The 18,268-nt window shown below is 71.5% G+C and carries 21 protein-coding genes; 9 read left to right on the plus strand and 12 right to left on the minus strand.

The genetic code is table 11. The annotated features are described in order from the left end of the window. The first annotated feature begins 162 nt into the window (after positions 1 to 162). From G3576_RS01370 to G3576_RS01380, 3 genes are all read left to right on the plus strand, one after another. A complete protein-coding gene (locus tag G3576_RS01370) occupies positions 163 to 1,764 on the plus strand; it encodes an ABC transporter substrate-binding protein (RefSeq protein ID WP_164692526.1) in 1,602 nt (533 codons plus the stop codon). Next, positions 1,761 to 2,639 carry an alpha/beta hydrolase gene (locus tag G3576_RS01375; protein WP_164692527.1) on the plus strand — a complete coding sequence of 293 codons (879 nt, stop codon included), beginning with the start codon at positions 1,761 to 1,763 and terminating at the stop codon, positions 2,637 to 2,639. The genes G3576_RS01370 and G3576_RS01375 overlap by 4 nt, the downstream gene beginning before the upstream one ends. A gap of 82 nt (positions 2,640 to 2,721) precedes the next feature. Next, positions 2,722 to 3,471, plus strand: coding sequence for a FadR/GntR family transcriptional regulator (locus G3576_RS01380; protein WP_164692528.1), 750 nt, complete (start codon positions 2,722 to 2,724; stop codon positions 3,469 to 3,471). A gap of 16 nt (positions 3,472 to 3,487) precedes the next feature. On the opposite strand, the gene G3576_RS01385 is transcribed toward G3576_RS01380, so the two are convergent. After that, positions 3,488 to 4,255, minus strand: a complete 768-nt coding sequence (locus tag G3576_RS01385) for an SDR family oxidoreductase (protein WP_164692529.1) — start codon at positions 4,253 to 4,255, stop codon at positions 3,488 to 3,490. A 45-nt stretch (positions 4,256 to 4,300) separates the two neighbouring features. On the opposite strand from G3576_RS01385, the gene G3576_RS01390 reads away from it, so the two are divergent. Continuing rightward, positions 4,301 to 5,245, plus strand: a complete 945-nt coding sequence (locus G3576_RS01390) for a 2-hydroxyacid dehydrogenase (protein ID WP_164692530.1) — start codon at positions 4,301 to 4,303, stop codon at positions 5,243 to 5,245. A gap of 57 nt (positions 5,246 to 5,302) precedes the next feature. On the opposite strand, the gene G3576_RS01395 is transcribed toward G3576_RS01390, so the two are convergent. Next, the gene (locus tag G3576_RS01395; protein WP_207622601.1) at positions 5,303 to 5,737 is read right to left on the minus strand and encodes an OsmC family protein; all 435 of its coding nucleotides are present in this window, start codon (positions 5,735 to 5,737) and stop codon (positions 5,303 to 5,305) included. 135 nt (positions 5,738 to 5,872) lie between these two features. Between G3576_RS01395 and G3576_RS01400 the strand changes: the two genes are divergently transcribed. Both G3576_RS01400 and G3576_RS01405 read left to right on the plus strand, forming a co-directional pair. Then, complete coding sequence (locus G3576_RS01400) at positions 5,873 to 6,547, plus strand: RraA family protein (RefSeq protein ID WP_164692531.1); 675 nt, start codon at positions 5,873 to 5,875, stop codon at positions 6,545 to 6,547. A 72-nt stretch (positions 6,548 to 6,619) separates the two neighbouring features. After that, on the plus strand, positions 6,620 to 7,822 hold the full coding sequence (locus G3576_RS01405) for a Coenzyme F420 hydrogenase/dehydrogenase, beta subunit C-terminal domain (protein ID WP_328728241.1): 1,203 nt from the start codon (positions 6,620 to 6,622) through the stop codon (positions 7,820 to 7,822). Here the strand turns inward: G3576_RS01405 and G3576_RS01410 are convergent. The 4 genes from G3576_RS01410 to G3576_RS01425 are packed head-to-tail and all read right to left on the minus strand — an operon-like array spanning position 7,764 to position 9,401. Further along, positions 7,764 to 8,126: a hypothetical protein gene (locus G3576_RS01410; protein ID WP_164692533.1), complete on the minus strand. Its 363-nt coding sequence runs from the start codon at positions 8,124 to 8,126 to the stop codon at positions 7,764 to 7,766. The genes G3576_RS01405 and G3576_RS01410 overlap by 59 nt on opposite strands. 60 nt (positions 8,127 to 8,186) lie before the next feature. Beyond that, the gene (locus tag G3576_RS01415; RefSeq protein WP_164692534.1) at positions 8,187 to 8,471 is read right to left on the minus strand and encodes a hypothetical protein; all 285 of its coding nucleotides are present in this window, start codon (positions 8,469 to 8,471) and stop codon (positions 8,187 to 8,189) included. Further along, positions 8,468 to 8,782 carry a plasmid stabilization protein gene (locus tag G3576_RS01420; RefSeq protein ID WP_164692535.1) on the minus strand — a complete coding sequence of 105 codons (315 nt, stop codon included), beginning with the start codon at positions 8,780 to 8,782 and terminating at the stop codon, positions 8,468 to 8,470. Before G3576_RS01420 ends, G3576_RS01415 begins: the two co-directional genes overlap by 4 nt. A gap of 28 nt (positions 8,783 to 8,810) precedes the next feature. After that, entirely contained in the window at positions 8,811 to 9,401 is a 591-nt protein-coding gene (locus G3576_RS01425) for a YoaK family protein (RefSeq protein ID WP_164692536.1), read from the minus strand. Between the two features lie 118 nt (positions 9,402 to 9,519). Here G3576_RS01425 and G3576_RS01430 point away from each other — a divergent pair, with 118 nt between their 5' ends. Then, complete coding sequence (locus G3576_RS01430; RefSeq protein ID WP_164692537.1) at positions 9,520 to 10,293, plus strand: SDR family oxidoreductase; 774 nt, start codon at positions 9,520 to 9,522, stop codon at positions 10,291 to 10,293. 266 nt (positions 10,294 to 10,559) lie between these two features. Here G3576_RS01430 and G3576_RS01435 read toward each other — a convergent pair whose 3' ends face one another. The 3 genes from G3576_RS01435 to G3576_RS01445 all read right to left on the minus strand — a co-directional run bounded on the left by G3576_RS01435 (position 10,560) and on the right by G3576_RS01445 (position 13,702). After that, complete coding sequence (locus G3576_RS01435) at positions 10,560 to 12,014, minus strand: aldo/keto reductase (RefSeq protein WP_164692538.1); 1,455 nt, start codon at positions 12,012 to 12,014, stop codon at positions 10,560 to 10,562. A gap of 41 nt (positions 12,015 to 12,055) precedes the next feature. Continuing rightward, positions 12,056 to 12,307: a hypothetical protein gene (locus G3576_RS01440; RefSeq protein ID WP_164692539.1), complete on the minus strand. Its 252-nt coding sequence runs from the start codon at positions 12,305 to 12,307 to the stop codon at positions 12,056 to 12,058. A gap of 105 nt (positions 12,308 to 12,412) precedes the next feature. After that, complete coding sequence (locus G3576_RS01445; RefSeq protein WP_164692540.1) at positions 12,413 to 13,702, minus strand: ABC transporter substrate-binding protein; 1,290 nt, start codon at positions 13,700 to 13,702, stop codon at positions 12,413 to 12,415. 228 nt (positions 13,703 to 13,930) lie between these two features. On the opposite strand from G3576_RS01445, the gene G3576_RS31190 reads away from it, so the two are divergent. Both G3576_RS31190 and G3576_RS01455 read left to right on the plus strand, forming a co-directional pair. Beyond that, positions 13,931 to 15,031, plus strand: coding sequence for a hypothetical protein (locus G3576_RS31190; RefSeq protein WP_207622602.1), 1,101 nt, complete (start codon positions 13,931 to 13,933; stop codon positions 15,029 to 15,031). A gap of 183 nt (positions 15,032 to 15,214) precedes the next feature. Beyond that, positions 15,215 to 16,504 carry a glycosyltransferase gene (locus tag G3576_RS01455; protein ID WP_164692541.1) on the plus strand — a complete coding sequence of 430 codons (1,290 nt, stop codon included), beginning with the start codon at positions 15,215 to 15,217 and terminating at the stop codon, positions 16,502 to 16,504. Here G3576_RS01455 and G3576_RS01460 read toward each other — a convergent pair. From G3576_RS01460 to G3576_RS01470, 3 genes are read right to left on the minus strand one after another with little or no spacing between them, the layout of a single operon-like run. Further along, entirely contained in the window at positions 16,485 to 16,892 is a 408-nt protein-coding gene (locus G3576_RS01460) for a DUF4440 domain-containing protein (protein WP_164692542.1), read from the minus strand. The genes G3576_RS01455 and G3576_RS01460 overlap by 20 nt on opposite strands. Continuing rightward, positions 16,873 to 17,910: an aldo/keto reductase gene (locus tag G3576_RS01465; RefSeq protein ID WP_164692543.1), complete on the minus strand. Its 1,038-nt coding sequence runs from the start codon at positions 17,908 to 17,910 to the stop codon at positions 16,873 to 16,875. The genes G3576_RS01460 and G3576_RS01465 overlap by 20 nt, the downstream gene beginning before the upstream one ends. Then, on the minus strand, positions 17,907 to 18,254 hold the full coding sequence (locus G3576_RS01470) for a TIGR04076 family protein (protein WP_164692544.1): 348 nt from the start codon (positions 18,252 to 18,254) through the stop codon (positions 17,907 to 17,909). Before G3576_RS01470 ends, G3576_RS01465 begins: the two co-directional genes overlap by 4 nt. Between the last annotated feature and the right edge of the window lie 14 nt (positions 18,255 to 18,268).

Genomic DNA, 18,268 nt, shown 5'->3' on the forward strand with positions numbered 1-18,268 from the left:
CCCGGCAAGTGCCGCGAAGCCAAGCCCGCGGAGCGGGCGCCGGCGATTGAGGCGTGGAAAGGAAATACCGGCGAGTCGCTGCAAGCGGCCGGCGGTATGACCCCCTTCCGTCCCGGGATGGCCGGCCGCATGATCGGCTGCCCGGGACGGAGGAAGCGGCCGATGCGCGAATGGGTGATGGCGGGGCTTTCGGCCCTGGCGCTGGCGGGGCCGGTGGAGGCGCAGACGCTGCGCATAGCCATGGCGGCGGAGCCGACCTCGGCCGATCCGCAGCACTACGCGGCGGCGCCCAATTCCACGCTGCATGACCATGTCTTCGAGAGCCTGGTGGACCTCGATGCGCGGCTGAAGGCGGGGCCTTCGCTCGCCACGAGCTGGACGCGGCGGGATGACCGGTCCTGGGTGTTCGAGTTGCGGCAGGGGGTGCGCTTCCACAACGGCGCGGCCTTCACGGCGGCGGATGTCCATTTCTCCTTCTGCCGCATCGTCAACAACGAGAGTGAGCTCGCTTCCTCCTTCTCCTCCACCATCAGGCGCATCGCGCGGGTGGAGACGGAGACGCCGCATCGCATCGTCATCACGACGCGGGAGCCGGAGCCGCTGCTGCCCTCCGACCTCGGATCGATCCGCATCATCAGCGCCAGCACGGTGGCCCCGCGCGCCGTGACCTATGACGGGGCCCAGGGCTGTGGGGCGAAGGAAGGGCCGTGGCCGACGCTGGCGCAGTTCAACGAGGGCAGCGCCGCGATCGGCACCGGGCCGTTCCGGATGCGGAGCTTCGGGCGCAGCGGCGTGACGGAGCTGGTGCGGAACGAGGAATACTGGGGCAGGAAGCCCCATTGGGCGGAGGTGCGGCTGCAGCCGGTGACGGCGGCGGGGCCGCGGCTGGCGGGGCTGCTCTCGGGCGACCATGATGTCGTGGAAGCGCCCTCCACCGCGGACATCCCGCGCCTGCGCGGCAATGCGGCGATGCGCCTCGCGGTCGCGCCGACCACGCGGCTGATCTTCCTGCAGCTGGACCAGCGTGAGGCCGCGCCCTTCGTGAATGGCGGCGCGGCGCCCAATCCGCTGCGCGATGTGCGGGTGCGCCAGGCGCTGTCGCTTGCCATCGATCGCAACGCCATCGTGCAGCGGGTGATGGATGGGCTGGCGGTGCCGGCGGCGCAGTTCCTGCCGGATGGCATGACGGGCACCATCCCCGGCCTGCCCGTGCTGCCCTACGACCCCGCCCGCGCCCGCGCGCTGCTGGCGGAGGCTGGCTATCCCAACGGCTTCACCCTGACCGTCCATGCCACCAACAACCGCTACGTGAACGATGCCCGCATCGCCCAGGCGCTGGGCCAGTATTTCACGCGCATCGGGGTACGGACGGAGGTGGATGCCATGCCCTCCAACGTCTTCTTCGGGCGCCGCGCGCGGCGCGATTTCTCGGTGCCCATGGGCGGCTGGGCGGCGAATGCGGAGGAGACGCTGCTGTTCTTCCGCATCTGGGTGGCGAGCCTGGACCGCGACCGCGGCATCGGCACCAGCAACTACAGCGGCTGGTCGGACGCGGCCTTCGACGCGCTGGCGATCCCGGCACTGACGACGATGGACGATCAGGCGCGGGACCGGCTGCTGCGGGAGGCGTCGCAGCGGGCGCTGGAGCAGATGCCGGTGCTGCCCATCCATTTCGAGAGCGCGGTCTGGGCCTTCCGCCGGGGGCTTAAGTTCGAGGGCCGCATGGACCAGACGACGCTGGCGCAGGAGATCTCGCCCGAATGACCACGACCCTCGCCGAGGCGCTGTCCACGCCCGGCCGCGCCGCGATCCCGTGGGTCGATGCGATCTGCGACTCCTCGCGGCCGCTGACGCTGCACACCTACCGGCCTGCCGGCTTCACGCCGGACGGCCCGGTGGTGCTGGTGAGCCACGGGATGCTGCGCAACGGCGACGACTACCGGGACTTCTGGGTCGATGCCGCGGACCGGCACGGGCTGCTCATCGTCGCCACCACCTTCGGCAACGAGGCCTGGCCGGCGGCGGAGGGCTACAACAACGGACTGGTGCGCGATGCCTCCGGCGCCGTGCGGCCGCGGGAGGCCTGGGGCTACGGCATCCCGCTGCGGGTGTTCCAGGCGTTGCAGGAAGGCGGCGTGACGCGTCGCGCCAAGGCGCATGTCTTCGGCCATTCCGCCGGCGGGCAGTTCGGTCATCGCCTCATGTCCACCCAGCCGCACGGGCTGATCGAGGCCGCCACAATCGGCAATCCGGGCTGGTACACGCTGCCCACCCTGGAGAAGACCTGGCCCGAGGGGATGGGCGGGATCGGGCTTTCCGAGGTGGAGGTGGAGGCGCTGCTGCGCTTCCCGCTTACCATCCTGGCGGGGGACCGGGATACGGAGGTGGGACCCTCCCTGCCCTCCAGCCCCGAGGCACTGGCGCAGGGCCCGCACCGCTTCGCGCGGGCGCACCACTATCTGGAGGCGGGACGCGCGGAGGCGCGGCGGCGGGGCTTCGACTGCGCCTGGTCCCTGGTCCCGGTGGCGGGAATCGGCCATGACGGGCGGGCCATGTCCCGCGTCTGCGCGGCGCTGTGGTTCGAGGGACGGCTGATCTCGGCCGAGGAGGCCGGGGTGGTGGCGGAGGGCGCCGCCTGAATTGACGGGCGGCGGGCCGCGCCCTAGCGTTGTCAGGTCATATGATGACTGAACCTCCCTGCCCCGCCCGGGGTGTCCAACCATGAGCGGCCGCGGCATCGGCATGGCGCCGCTGCGCTCCCCCGCCAACCTCACCGGCGCGCTGGTGCATCGCCTGGCGGAGGAGATCCGCAGCGGCCGCCTGCCGCCGGGGGCGCGCCTGCCGACCGAGCAGGACCTGATGCGGGAAGCCGGCGTCAGCCGCACCGTGGTGCGGGAAGCCGTGGCGGCGCTGCGGGCGGAGGGGCTGGTCTTCACCCGCCAGGGCGTTGGCGCCTTCGTCAGCGACCGCCCCGGGGAGGGCATCTTCCGCCTCACGCCGAGCGAGGCGGAGGGCCTTCAGCAGGTCATCCAGGTGCTGGAGTTGCGCCTGGCGCTGGAGGTGGAGGCCGCCGCCCTGGCGGCGATGCGACGGGACGAGGCCTCGCTGGCCGCGATCCGGGAGGCCGAGGCCGCCTTCGATGCGGCCATGGCATCGGGCAGCGACGGGGCGGAGGCGGATTTCGCCCTGCACCGCGCGATCTTCGCGGCCACGGCCAACCCGCATTTCCTGCGCCTGCTGGAAGTGCTCGGCCGCCATGCCATCCCCCGCCGGGCGCTCGGCCTGGTGGAGCGGAGCGATGCGGAGCGCCGCGCCTATCTGGAACAGGTGCGGCGGGAACACCGGCAGGTGGCGGAGGCGATCGCGGCCGGCGATTCCGCCGGCGCGCGGGATGCCATGCGCGGGCACCTGGAAGCGGCGCGGGAGCGGTATCGGCGGCTGGCGGCGCAGGCGGGGGCGGGCGCGGCCTAGCCGCGCCGGCCTTCCGTCACACCACCGCGGTCATGCCGCCATCGACATAGAGCAGGTGGCCGTTGACGAAGTCGGAGGCGGCGGAGGAGAGGAAGACGGCGGCGCCGACGAGCTCCTCCACCTTGCCCCAGCGGCCGGCGGGGACGCGCTTGCAAAGCCAGTCGGTGAAGGCCTCGTCTTCCACCAGCACCTTGGTCAGTTCCGTCGCGAAATAGCCCGGCGCGATCGCGTTCACCTGCACGCCGCCCTTGGCCCATTCCGCGCAAAGCGAGCGAGTCATGGTCCGCACCGCGCCCTTGCTGGCGGCATAGGGCGTGATGGTGGCGCGACCCAATTCGGACTGGACGCTGGCGATATTCACGATCTTGCCGTGGCCGCGCTTCAGCATCCGCCGCGCGCAGGCCTGGGCCATGAAGAACACGGCCTCCACATTCACGGCCTGGACCTCGCGGAAGGTCTCCGGCGTCACCTCGGTGGCGGGGAAGCGGCGGTTGATGCCGGCGTTGTTGACCAGCACCTCGATCGGGCCGAGGCGGGTTTCCAGCTCCTCCACCGCGGCGTCGAGCGCATGCGGGTCCGTCACGTCGAAGCCGGCCTCGGCGACATCGATGCCCTCCGCCGCCAGGGTTCGCGCGGCCTCGCCCAGCGCCTTGGGGTCGCGGCCGTTCAGGATGATGGAGCCGCCGGCCTGGCCCAGGCCCCGGGCGAGCGCGAAGCCGATCCCGCGGCTGGAGCCCGTGATGAGAATCCGCCGCCCCTTGAGGTCGAACAACCCTTGCGCCATCGACGCCTCCTGCCCTTGATGGGGGCGACGTTGGGGGCAAACGAGATGACGGACAAGCCGGGGCTGCTGCTGGTTGGCGAACTGCCGGAATGGGACGTGGCGGCGCTGGAAGCGGATTTCACCGTCCACCACTATTGGCGCGCGGCCGACAAGCCGGGGATGCTCGCCGCCGTGCGGGACAGCATCGTGGCCATCGTCACCAAGGGCGAGATCGGTGCCGATGCGGCGCTGATGGACGCGTTGCCGAACACGAAGATCATCGCCTGCTACGGGGTCGGCGTGGATGCCATCGACCTGGATGCGGCGCGGGCGCGCGGCATTCCCGTGACCAACACGCCCGACGTGCTGACGGAGGAGGTGGCGGATTTCGCCATCCTGCTGATGCTCGGCGCCGCGCGGCGCGTGCGGGACGGCGACGCATGGGTGCGTAGCGGCGACTGGGCGAAGAAGGGCCCGATGCCGCTCAACACGCGGGTCTCCGGCAAGCGGCTCGGGATCGTTGGCCTCGGGCGCATCGGCAGCGCCATCGCGAAGCGGGCGGAGGGGTTCGGGATGCCGATCTCCTACAGCGCGCGGGCGAAGAAGGACGTGCCCTACGCCTGGTATCCGACGCCCGCGGCGATGGCGCCGCATGTGGACGTGTTCTGCATCGCCGCCGCCGGTGGCGCCGCCACGCGTGGCCTGGTGGATCGCGCGGCGATCGAGGCGCTGAATCCCGGTGTCATCTTCGTCAACGTCTCGCGCGGCTCGGTCGTGGATGAGACGGCGCTGCTGGATGCGCTGCGGGAAGGGCGCATCGGCGCGGCGGGGCTCGACGTGTTCTGGAACGAGCCGAACATCGATCCCGAATTCCTCACCTTCCCCAACGTCCTGCTGCAGCCGCATGCCGCCAGCGGCAGCATCGAGACGCGGAAGGATATGGGGCGGCTGATGCGGGAGAATGTCGCGGCCGCGATGGCGGGAAGGCCGCTGCCGACACGCATTGCGTGAGGGGGCGCAAACCCCCACCCCAGCCCTCCCCCGCAAGCGCGGGGGAGGGAGTCGTCTTCAGCCCTCGAAATGCGTCTCCAGCGTGATCTCGGCCTTCAGCAGCTTGGAGACGGGGCAGCCGGCCTTAGCTTCCTCGGCCAGGGCCTTGAAGGTCGCCTCATCGGTGCCGGGCACCTTCGCCCGCAGCGTCAGGGCGACGCGGGCGATGCGGAAGCCCTCCCCTTCCTTCTCCATCGCGACCTTGGCGGTGGTGTCGAGGCTCTCGGCCGTCAGGCCTTCCTTCGCCAGGCGGAAGGCGAGCGCCATGGTGAAGCAGCCGGCATGGGCGGCGCCGATCAGTTCCTCCGGATTGGTGCCGCGGCCGTCGCCGAAGCGGGCGTTGAAGCCGTAGGGCGCTTCCTTCAGCACGCCGCTTTCGCTGGAGATGCTGCCGGTGCCGTCCTTGCCTCCGCCCGTCCAATGGGCGGAGGCGCTGCGGATGATGCTGGCCATGGTCGTGCTCCCTTCGGTTGCCACGACACCAGCGCGCGGGGCCGGCGGAAGGCGGCATGACAAGGCCGCGCGCGGGGCCCTTGCCGCCTCCCCGCCCCGCCTGTAGGCCGGCGCAGTCCCAGTTCGGAGAACACCATGCCCGCCGGTTTCCGCATCCTGCCGCGCGCCCGCGCCGTCGCCCCCGCCATCGTGGAGCGCTTCAAGCCCCTGCCCGTCGCCAATGTCAGCGACAGCATGGCGCGGATCTTCGCGGGCGGCCCGCGCATCCGCCCGATGCACAAGGGCGGCGTCATGGCCGGGCCGGCCTTCACGGTGAAGACGCGGCCGGGCGACAACCTCATGGTCCACAAGGCCATCGACATCGCCAACCCCGGCGATGTGGTGGTGGTGGATGCGGGCGGCGATCTGACGAATGCGATCATCGGGGAGCTGATGCTGGCCCAGATGGTCAAGCGCGGCCTGGCCGGCATCGTCATCAACGGCGCCATCCGCGATTCCGGCGCGCTGGCGCAGCAGGATTTCCCGGTGTTCGCCGCGGGGGTCACGCATCGCGGGCCCTACAAGGACGGCCCCGGCGAGATCAACGTCGCCATCGCCATCGACGGCATGGTGATCGAGCCCGGCGACATGATCCTGGGCGATGATGACGGCTTCGTCGCCATCGGCTTCGACGATGCCGAGAAGGTGCTGGCCGCGACCGAGGCGAAGCAGGCCGCGGAGCAGAAGCAGATGGCGCAGATCGAGGCCGGCACCATCGACCGGTCCTGGGTGGATGCGACCCTGAAGCGGCTGGGCTGCGAGGGCGTGTAGCAAGCGCCCCGCGCTTCCCCTAGCCTTCGCGACGATGGCTGGGGGAAGCGCATGCCGGGGATAGAGACACCCGTGATCGGGCCGGCCGCGCCGCGCGGGCTCTGCACGGATTGCGGCATCTCCCGCGGGCCCGATCCCAAGGCCTGCGGCCGTGCCTGCCAGTTCATCAAGCCGGACTATCCCGCCCTGGAAGCGCAGGTGCATGGGCGCGCGCGGGATCCGGCGCGGCCGGATGAACTGCATTTCGGGCCGCACCGCCGCATGCTTCGCGCCAGGCTCGCGAAGCCGGCACCCGGCGCGCAATGGACCGGGATCACAACCCGCATCGCCGAGCGGCTGCTGGACACCGGCGCCGTCGATGCCGTGCTGGCGATGGCGCCGGATCCGGCGGATGCCTGGAAGCCGATGCCCGTGATCGTGACGCGGGCGGAGGACATGGCGCGCTGCCGCGGCATGCGCATGGGCTATGCGCCGCTGCTGGCGCTGCTGGAGCCCGCCCGCGCGGCGGGGCACCGGCGCCTCGCCATCATCGGCATCCCCTGCCAGGTCTATGCGCTGCGGGCGCTGGAGCGCGAACTCGGCTTCGACCGCCTTTTCGTCATCGGCACGCCATGCTCCGACAACACCACGACGGAGAATTTCCACCGGTTCCTCGCGCTGCTCGACGAGCGGCCGGAGACCATCACCTACCTGGAATTCCGCGCCGATTTCCATGTGGAGTTGCGCTTCGCCGATGGGCGGGTGCGGGAAATCCCCTTCCTCCAGCTGCCGATCAGCCAGTTGCCGGGCGACTTCTTCCCGCTGACCTGCCGCACCTGCGTGGACTATACCAATGTGCTCGCCGACATCACCGTCGGCTACATGGGCGGCCAGGGCGAGCAATGGCTGCTGGTGCGGAATGAGCGCGGCGAGGAATTGCTGGCGCTGCTGGGGGACGAGGTCGTGACCAGCACGCCCGGCAGCGCGGGAAAGCGCGACGGCGCGGTGAAGGGGTTCCTGGCGAACACCGAGCGCGCCGCGGGCGGCCTGCCGCTGCGGCGGATGCCGGACTGGCTGCGCCCGATCGTCGGCTGGCTGATGCCGCGCATCGGGCCGCGCGGGCTGGAATTCGCCCGCGCCCGCGTGGAGATGAAGGCCGTCGAGACCATCATCCATCTGCGCCGGGAGGAACCCCGCCGCCTCAAGTCAATGGTCCCCGCCCATGTCTGGGCGCTGGTCAGCCGATACGGGCTGACGCCCAGGGACAGCGAGAGGCCGCCATCATCGGGCGGATGATGCCGGGCGATTCCGGGGAGATATCGGGCACCTCCATCGGGCCACCGGGGCCTGGCACCTCCGGCCCCGGGCTGGGATCGGGCACCGGGTCGCCGCGGCCCGGCGTCGGGAAGCCAGGCGGGGGCTGCGGCGGCGGCGTGAGCGGCTCGGCGGGCGGCGTCGCGGGTGCGGGCCCGGGCTCCACCTGAGGCAGGCCGGGAAGCTGGGGGATCGGCGGCGGGGTCTCGTCAGGCGGCGGGGTGCCGGGCTCCAGCGGGGGCAGGCCCGGCAGTTCGGGGGGCGCGTCGGGGGCCGGGTCGGACATGGCGGGGGCGATCCTGCTGGGGTTCGACATGCAACCCCAACGCAACAACCGCCCCCGCGTTCAGCGCGGGCGTGTCGAAGGCGCCCCGGGCGGCGGGATGACCGGGGTGGTATTGGGCCGTGGCACCGGGACCGGCGCCTGGATGCCGGGATCGACATTCTGCGGCGGGCGCAGCACGCGGCCAGGCATGCGCGGCTCCGACGGCGCCTCCACCCCGTTGCGCGGACGCGGCACCTCGCCCTGGGAGGGCGGCAGGACGGGCCTCTCCACGGGTGGCACCACCGTCTGCGCCTGGGTGGCGGCGGGCAGCGCCAGCAGCAGCGCCAGCGCCGCGCCGCGGATCAATGCAGCCTCGCCGCGGCGTTGCGCTTGCGGGTCTTGGCCGCCTTGCGGGCGGAGGCGCTGCGCTCCTCCGGCGTGCGCGCCGCCGAGGCCGCGCCGCCCTTCCTGCCGCCGCGCTTCGCGGAGACCTTGGTGTCCGGCACGCCGCGCCCGGAGCCGGACTTGTTGCCGCCGCCGGTCTGCTTGTTGACAGTGGCCCAGGCGCGGGCCTCGGCTTCCTCCTCCGGCACGCCCCGGGCCTCGTAGCCCTCCTCGATATGGGCGGCCATGCGCTTCTGCTTGTCGGTGTACTTGGACTTGTCGCCGCGGGGCATGGGACCTCTCCTTCTGCGACCTCACGCCTCAACTGCCGACCACGGCCACGGTTGCAGCCAGGATCAGCATCAGCAGCGCCACGCCGGCCAGGGCGGGCGCTGCCCCTGCCCCCATGCCAATGGCGCCGGCGACGATACCCGCCAACAGCGCGAGCCAGGCCGCCCCCTGCGCGCCCGCCGCGCGCCATTCCGCCGAGGCCAGCGCCTGGCCCAGCCCGACCAGCGTGCCGGTGATGAAGGTGCCGCCCAGCTGCGCCGGGCCGGCCGCCTGGCGCGCCAGGTTCTGCATGCCCATCGCCAGCGCCAGCGGCAGCACCGCCGGTGCCGATGCGGCGACGAGCGCGGCCGCCACCGCCAGGGCCGCGGCCTCCGCCGCCAGCAGCCCCGCCAGGCCGCTCCGCCGACGCAGGGCCGCGCCCAGCACGGCGCCGGCGGTGAAGGCCAGGATGGGCTGCGCGGCCTGCCAGGCCGCCGCGAGGTCGCCCCGCACCGCCTCGACCCCCATCCGGGTCGTGTTGCCGCTCATGAAGGCGACGAAGACGCCACCGAAGGCGATCCACCCCACCGCATCCACGAAGCCGGCCACCGCCGACAAGGCCAATCCCAACGCCCAGCGCATGCCTGCCCATCCCGTCGCGCGGCCGCAACGTGCCGGGCAGCGCCCCGTTGCCGGCTTGCCGCCCCGGCGCGCCCGCGCGACCCTCCGCGCCGACGTCACACGGGATGGAACACCAGGCATGGATCTGCGGATCAGGGACGACCTCGCCCTCGTCGTCGGGGGCAGCGACGGCATCGGCCTCGCCACCGCCAAGGCCCTGGCGGAGGACGGGGCGCGCGTCACCATCGCCTCCCGCGACGCCACCGCCCTGGCCGAGGTCGCGGCGGCGAACGGGCTGGACCACCTGCCCTGCGACGCGACCGACGCCGCCTCCGTCGAGGCCCTCGTGCAGACATGGGAGAAGCGGTACCAGAAGCTCGACATCCTGATCATGGCGGTCGGCGGCAGCCACCGATCGGCCTTCGAGGCCCTGGCCGACGAGCAATGGCGCCAGAACTGGGAGTTCAACATCCTGGCGACCGTCCGCGTCGTGCGCGGCCTGCTGCCGGCGCTGCGCCGCGCCGGCGGCGCCCGCGTGGTGCTGTTCGGCGCCGCCGGCGCCCGCATGCCCTACGCCGAACAGATCGTCTCCAACGTCCACAAGGCCGGACACATCGCGCTGGTGAAGACGCTGGCCGCCGAACTCATCCCGGAAGGCATCCGCGTCAACGCCGTCTCCCCCGGCCGGACCATCACCCGCCTCTGGCGCAACCGCGCCGCCACCATGGCCAAGGCCGAAGGCACGACGCCCGACGCCATCCTCACCCGCTTCGCCGCCGACATCCCCCTTGGCCGCTTCGGCGCCGCGGAGGAAATCGCGGACGTCGCCGCCTTCCTCGCCTCGCCCCGCAGCAGCTACGTGGTCGGCCAGTCCGTCGCCGTGGACGGCGGGATCGGACGCGGGCTGCTGTGATGGCGTAGGGGGGCGCCTATGGCCCGGGGAAGAGGCTCCGCCCCTTCCCCGTACCCCAACCCCGCAAAGGGGCAGCGGCCCCTTTGATCCCCCTTCAATCGATGGGTGATGGGAGGGGCACCGCGCGCCCGCTTGTTCGATGCGGCCGCCATGCCCCTCCCATCACCCATCGATCCAAAGCCTGGGGTCCAGGGGCCCGCTGGCCCCTGGCGGGGTGAGGTCTGGAGAGGGGCCGGAGGCCCTTCTCCAGGAGCCACAAGTGCCCCCTACCCCACCACCGCTTCCGCTTCGATCTCCACCGCGTACGGGCCGACGAGGCGGGCGACTTCGAGCAGGGTGTTGGCGGGGCGGGCGGTGGCGAAGACGCGGCCGTGGACTCGGCCGACGCTTTCCCAGTCATTGGCGTCGCGCAGCCAGACCCGGGTCTGGATGACGTCGTCCATGGTGCCGCCGAGGGTTTCGATGGCGGCGGCGATCTTGTCGAGGATGTAGATGGCCTGGCCGCCGGCGTCGCCGGGGCAGACCACGCTGCCGTCGGTGTGGGTGGCGGTGGTGCCGCTGACCAGGATGCGTTGGCCCACGCGCACGGCGCGGCTGTAGCCGCAGGATTCCTCCCAGATGCTGCCGCTGTCCACGCGAAGGCGGCCGGGCGCGAATTCGGCGGCGGTGTAGATCTTCGGCAGGCTGTCGAGGTGGTGGCTGAGGTCGCCGGAGGCGGTGAGGAAGGGCGGCTTGCGGTATTCGTCGCCGCAATCGCCGGGGATGGGCTGGGTCTCGCCGAAGGCGTGGCGGAGGCGCGCCTGGTCGTCCTCGTCCAAGGCGAAGGAGAAGAGGCGGAGGTTGTCAGCGCGGTGTTCGGCTTCCGTCAGGCGGGCGCCGAGGATGACGGCGCCGACGGCCTCGTGCTGGAGCGACCAGCGCGTGGCAACGTTGCTGAGCGAGACGTTGTGCTTCTTCGCGATGGCGTCGGCTTCGCGGAGCAGGCGCTGGAAGGCGGGCCAGCCGCCCATGGCCCCGATGAAGCGGCGGTACTTCATCTTGGACCAGTCGGTGATGTCGGCTTCGGCGGGTTCGTCGCGGCCGAGCCAGCGTTCGGAGAGGAAGCCGCCGCCGAGCGTTCCGTAGGCGAGGATCTTCACGCCGTTGGCCAGGCAGAAATCGGAGAGCGCGCCGGCGGCGCGGCGGTCGAGCAGCGAGAAGCTGACCTGGTTGGTGGCGATGGGGATGCCGTTCTTCACGGCGACGCGCAGGTGATCCGTATCGAAGTTGGTGACGCCGATGTGCTTCAGCGACCCGTCGGCCCGCATTGCCGCCATCTCCCGCAGCGCGTCGAGCCAGGCGGGGTGGCGGAAGGACCACCAGTGGAACTGCATGAGGTCCGGGATGCCGCCGAGGCGTTGGATGCTGCGGCCGACGCCCTCGCGCACCACGTCGCGCGTCATCGGCCCGGGGGTCGGCACCCACTTCGTGAAGACGGAGGCGTTGCCGCCAAGCGCGCGGAACTTGGCAAAGATCTCTTCCGCGCCGCCATAGTGGTCGGCCATGTCGAAGCTGTCGAAGCCGGCATCGGCGTAGTCCGCCATGGCGGCCGCGGCGGCGGCGTAGTCCAGGCTGCGGCCATCGCGTTCCTGGTCCGCCACCTGCCAGAGGCCGGTGACGATGCGGCTGGCGGGAAGGCCGGGGGCGAGGAGCGTGCGCGGCGGGCGCGGGCGGTGGGGCATGGTGTGTGTCCTTGGGATGTCCGCGCGCGCCGTGACGCGGGTCAGAGGTCGCCGATCGCCCCGAACAGCCCGCCCACGACCTCGAGGCCGGCCTTGGCGACATCGACGGTGGCGCCGAGCACGGTGCCGGCGGCGTCCACGACGACATCGAGCGCGCCGATCGAGGCCAGGTCCGCGGCGTGGCCGGTGGCTTCCAGCGCGTCGCCCACCGGGCTTCCGGCCTGGGCCTCGGCCTGGCGGCGGGCCTCCTCCTCCTGCTCGGGGGTCAGTGTGGGGGGCGGGATGGGGGTCATGGCGCGCTCCGCTTCCTGGGCGTGATCAGGCTGCACGGAGATTGTGGCGGGGTTGGGAAGCAAAGCGTTGACGCCGGCCCATGCGCGGGCCGGCGCCGGGGCGGCTCAGCGCGGCGGCAGCTGGCGCTGCACGGCCTGCACTTCCTCGGCCGTCATCTGGCCGACGGTGGTGATCTCCCCGTTCTGGATGCGCCACTTGCGGAAGGGGCCGGTGATGTCGCCATTCGCATCGAACTCGACGGGGCCGATGACGCCGACATAGCGGATGGCCTGGCCGGCGCGGATCAGCTCCAGGCCACGCGCGAAGCCTTCCGGCCCGGCATGGACTTCGGTGCCGCCGGGCGCCGTCACCTGGCGGATGGCGTCGCGGATGGCCGCGGCCTCGAACCGCCCTGCCCTGGCGATGGCAAGGCCGAGGATGGCGGCGGCGTCGAAGGCGCGGTCGGCGGCGGGGGCGCCGGCGCCGAAGCCGCCGGACATCGGTGGATAGGCGCGGGCGAAATACTCGGTGGAAGGCGTGGAGACGGTACCCGACGACGTGCCGTAGGCGTTGTTCAGGAAGCGCGGTCCGACATCGCGGATGAAGTCGGCGCTGTTCATGCCGTCATTCAGCAGGAAGGTCGCGGGGCCGCCCTGCTGGATCCAGGTGCGCGCGATGGTCGTGCCGTCGCCGGGATAGCTGACGAGGTAGAGGGCGGGCGGGTCGCCGCGCAGCGCGTTGGTGACTTCCGGCGCGTAGCTCGCCTGGCCCTGGTTGTAGGGCGTGGTGGAGATGATGGTGCCGCCGAGCGCCACATAGGCGCGGCGGAACTCGTTCACCATGTTCACGCCGAAGTCGTTGTTGACGTGGATGATGGCAAGCCGCCGCAGGCCCTGGTCGATGGCGTAGCGCGCGGCGGCCGTGCCCTGCAGCGCGTCGCTGGTGATGGTGCGGAAGAACCAGCCGCGGGTCTGCCCCTCCGTCGCCATGCGCGTCAGCGTCGGCGAGGAGGAGGCCGGCGAGATCTGCACCACGCCGGCCGGGCCGGTCACGCTGGTGACGATGGGGATCGAGACGCTGCTGATGATGCCGCCGATGATGGCGGGGGTGCGGCGGAGGTCCACGAGTTGCCGCGCCTGGTCCACCGCGACGCTGCCCTGGGACTGTGCATCGCGCAGGTCGAACGCCAGGCGGCAGCCCGCGATGCCCTGCGCGCCGGCGGCGGCATTCAGCTCATTGAAGGCGAGCTCGACGGACTTCGCAGCGGCCTGGCCGAAACGGCCGGCGGGGCCGGTGAGCGAGACGACCATGCCGACATTGTGGGTGCAGGACGGCGCCTGGGCTGCCACCGGCGGGGCGGCGAGCGCGGATGCGGCGACGGCGGCGGCGAGCACCGCGCGACGGGCGAAGGACATGGTCGGAAGGCCCCCCCAGGGCATGCGTTTCGTGGATGGATATTTGTCCATCGCAATGCCTGAGAGAAGCCCGGTCTGTCCAGGCGCCAGCGGGGAGGCCGGCGGGCGATCCTCCGCACGCCCCATCCGGGAAAGCGCCAGTCACGGGCCAGTGCTGCGAAAGATACGCCGCCGCACGAAACCTGCCTCTCGCCATCCGTTCCTAGTCCAGAGCGAGAAAGGCCAAGCATGTCTGGCACCACAACGACCACGACGGATACGACGACACCAGCCTATTACCAGCCGTTCTTCGACAGTTTCGACAACGGCATCGTCAATTTCCCGGACACATGGAACGTGGATCTTTCCGTGGCCGGGCAGGTGACGCTGCATTCGCCCTACTACCATCTGACTTCGGGCATGATGGAGGCGACCGGCAGCCCCGACATGGGCCATGGCTATGGCACCTACACCATCAACGCGATGCTGACCGGCATCTACCCGGGATCGGCGGTGATGCTGTGGAACGCGCCGAATGAATGGCCGCTGTCGGAGATCGACATCGCCGAGACCTCCGAAGCGGGCGATGGCCAGCAATACGCGGCGCTGCACTGGGAGGATGGCGGGCAGGATCGCTTCTCCCAGCTCTGGTACGACCGCGCCATCGTCCCCGGCGTCGCCTACGAATACCAGGCGATCTGGGAGCCCGACAAAATCACCATGAAGGTCGATGGCGTGACGCAGGCAGTCTTCACCGTGGCGGTGCCGAAGGACTATGCGGATGGCGGCTGGAACCATGTCTTCGCCTTCTACAACAACAAGCCCGAAACCTCGCTGACCGTCTACGATGTCCGCTACGAGCCGCTGCCGGGCTACACCATCACGCCGCCACCGCCGGCCGATTCGGGGGGTGGCGCGGAACCGCAGCCGGGAGCGGGGGCGGAGCCCGGGACGCCGCCGGCCACCGGTGCGCAGCCCGTCGTGGACTGGGAAGGCCTCGCCGCGGCGGTGGAGGCGAACTACCTGCTGACCGGGCAGTGGTTCATCCCGGAAGGCTGGAACGCTGACGGCACCCGCAGCACGACGACGGCCCCTGCCAACCCCGCCCCTACGCCGGATCCTGCCCCCACGCCGACGCCTGATCCCACGCCGACGCCCGATCCCACGCCGACGCCGACGCCGGACCCGGTGGCGGACTGGCAGGGCGTGGTGGATTGGGAAGGGCTGGCCGCCGCGGTGGAGGCGGCCCATGCCGCGACCGGCCAGTGGTATATCCCGGAGGGCTGGAACGCCGACGGCACGCGCAGCGCGCCGCCGACGGCCGACGCTTCATCTGTCTGGATCATGTAGAAGGGTCCATGAACGAGGCGCCGGCGGGACGACGGGGAAACCCGTCTGCCGGCGGACGTTCTGCCTGGCAGCACGATGGTGATGGCGCCGGCATCCGCGGCGCCATCCCCGCACACCCGGTTTCCGTCCCAGGCCCTCGTGCCGGGGCATGGAGGCCGGACGCGGCCTGCGTCAGGAGAGTTGATGCCCGATACCGCCATGCCTCTGCCCCCGTCTGCCGGCGAGGCGACGACGCGGCCACGGCGCCGCCTGATCGTCGTGGCACCTTGGCCCTACCATCCCGCCTGCGGGATCGGCGGCGGAGTCCTCTGCTTCGAACTGCTGCGCCGCCTGGCGCACCGGTTCAGCATCCATTTCCTGTGCTTCGACCAGGTGCCGCATGACCGGGAAGCCGGGCTGCGCGCGCTTGGCGCGCTTTGCGACAGCGTGACGATGGTGCCGCTGCCGGCGGCGGAAGGCGGGCTTGCGGATAAATGGGGACAGCTCAGCCAGGTGCCGCTGCGCCTGCCGCGGGAAGCCCGGGGCATGCGGAGCCCGGCGATGGCGGCCGCGCTGTCCCGCCTGGCGCGGCAGTGGCAGCCTGATGCGGTTCTGCTGCAATTCCCGCAGATGGCGCAGTACGCGGATGACGCGGCCGGCGCGCCGGTGGTGGTGGATGTGCAGGATGCCGCGCTCGTCTCTCGCTTCCGGGAATGGCGCAGCACGGAGGGCGTGGCGCGGCGCCTGACGCGGCTCGTCGCCTGGCTGGCCTGGTTCCGCTACGAGCTGCACTGGTATGCCCGCGCCGATGGGCTAGTCGCGCTCAGTGACAATGACCACGGCGTGCTGCGAAGCTTCTTCCCCGACAGGCCTTGCCTGCTGAGCCCGGTGGCGGCGGAGCCGCGCCACCTGCCGCCGCGCGGCCGCGATGGCTACGCTGCCTTCATCGGCAATTTCGACCACGCGCCGAACCGGGACGCGCTGGAATGGCTGCTGGGCACGATCTGGCCCATGGTGCGGCGCGCCATGCCGTCGCTGGAGTTGCACATCGCGGGGCCTGGCATCCCGGCCTGGGCCGCCGACGAGGCGCGGGATGGCGTCGTCATCCGCGGCTTCGTCGAGAGCCTGGACGATTTCTACGGCGCGGCGCGGGTGGCGCTGGTGCCCTACCGCTTTGGCGGCGGCACCAAGATCAAGGCGCTGGATGCCATGGCGCGGGGCTGCCCCGTTGTCGCCACGCCGATCGGGGCCGAGGGGCTGGGCGTGACGCCAGGCGTCGAGATGGAGGTGGCGGGCGACGCGGTCGGCTTCGGCGCCGCGGTCCTGCGGCTGTGCCAGGACGAAGGCGCCGCGATGCGGCTTGCGGAAGCGGCGCATCGGCACCTCGCGCGGCATTTCTCCTGGGACAGCAAGGTCGCCCTGTTGGCGGGGATGCTGGAGGAGATCGGCGCGACAAGGCGCGAGGGCGCTGCCCTCACGCCGCCGGCGGGGTGACCCAGGTTTCCTGCACGAAGAGCCAGCGCGGGGGCGTGGCGGTCGTGTCGAACAGGGCGGCGGCGCGGCGCGCGGTTTCCTGGGTGCCGAACCACTGCCGCTCGACATAATGCATCAGTGCCAGGCCGGGGGCTTCATGGACGGTCGCCATGTCCTCGACCGCGATCCGGAAGCCGGGGCCGCGGACGGCGCGGGCCTTGCGCAGGAAGTCGAGGATGCCGGCGCGGTCGAAGCGGGCGCCGGAGGGCAGGACCATCTGGAAGCCTTCCGCGAAGGCGGCCTCGAAACGGCTGAAGTCACCGGTGCCGGGCGCGCCGAGCCAGGCCTCGAAGACCTGATGGAGGGCGACGATCTCCGCCGCGCAGGCCTCATTCCTTGTTGAGGTCATACTTCATGATCCTGCCATGGGGGCCGTCGCGGTCCCGTTCCAGCGTGTAGGTATCGCCGAGCGGCCCAGGGCAGCTGACGAGGAGCGCGTCGATGGCGGCGCGGTCCTCCTCATCCAGCGTGAAGCCGAAGATGGCAAGGTTGTCGGGCAGGTGTTCGGCATAGCGCGCGCCGACGATGGCGCCGGCGACATGGGGCTGGTCCAGCACCCAGCGCGTGGCGACGGCGGTGAGGGAGACGCCGTGCTTCCTCGCGATGCCGTCCAGCAGCCGCAGCAGCGCCTGGAAGGCGTCCCAGCCGCCAAATTCCTCGATGATCAGCCGGTATTTCACCAGGCTGCGGTTGGCCAGCGGTTCGGCCGGCGCGGGCTTCCCAAGCCAGCGGGACGACAGAAAACCGCCGGCGACGGTGCCGTAGCAGAGGAAGCGGAGGCCACTGTCCGCGGCGAGGCCCGCCAGCAGCCCGGCCGGGCGGCGGTCCAGCAGCGAATACTGCACCTGCATGGAGACGAGGGGCACGCCGGCCTCGATCATCGCCGCGGTGCTGGGCGTGTCGAAGTTGGTGCCGCCGATATTGTGGATCTTGCCGCGCAGCTGGAGTTCGCGGAGGTGCATCGCCGTCTCCACCTGGCCGGGCACGGCGTAGTTCCACCAGTGGAACTGCACCAGGTCCAGCCGCTCCGCCTTCAGGCGCAGGAGCGAGCGGTCGATGATGCGCTCGACATAGTCGAAATCGACGCGCGGCAGGTCCGACCAGTCCGGCACGAACTTCGTGTGCACCTGCAGGCGCGCGCGATCCTCGGCGGACAGCGTCGCCCGGAATTCGCCGATCATCGCCTCCACGCCCGTGTAGATGTCGGCGCAGTCGAAGGTGGTGACACCGGCGTCGAGGAAGGCGCGCATGTCGGCGATGGCGCGGGGCTGTTCGATATCCCCATGGCCGCCGGCCAGCTGCCAGCCGCCGCGCAGCAGGCGGGCGATGGAATAGCCGGGGGAAAGCTCGGTCCGTTCGACGGTCATGGCGTGCTGTCTTTCATCGGCACCGCGGTGGTGTCCGCGTGGCGGAAGCGGCGTTTCGCGAGGCGGGTGATGCGGAGGCGCGAGGGGCAGTTGGGGTCGGGGCAGGCGACCTCCGCATCCGTGCTCATCCAGTCGGCGGGGTGGGTCATGCGCTGCTTGGCGGCCAGCAGGGGCAGGACGGCGGCGAGGGAATAGATCGAGAAGCCCTGGCCGGGGGGCAGGTGCAGCATCTCCCCGCGCAGCTCGAAATGGTCGCCCGGGACGGCGCCGCACCAGAGCTTCGCGCCGGGCGGCGCCACCACCTCCACCCGGAGGTCCCAGAGATCGAATCCGTCCTCGTCCATGCCGCCCTTCCCGG

Origin of the sequence: Falsiroseomonas algicola, from assembly GCF_011040385.1 — a bacterium.
GTDB lineage: Bacteria > Pseudomonadota > Alphaproteobacteria > Acetobacterales > Acetobacteraceae > Falsiroseomonas > Falsiroseomonas algicola.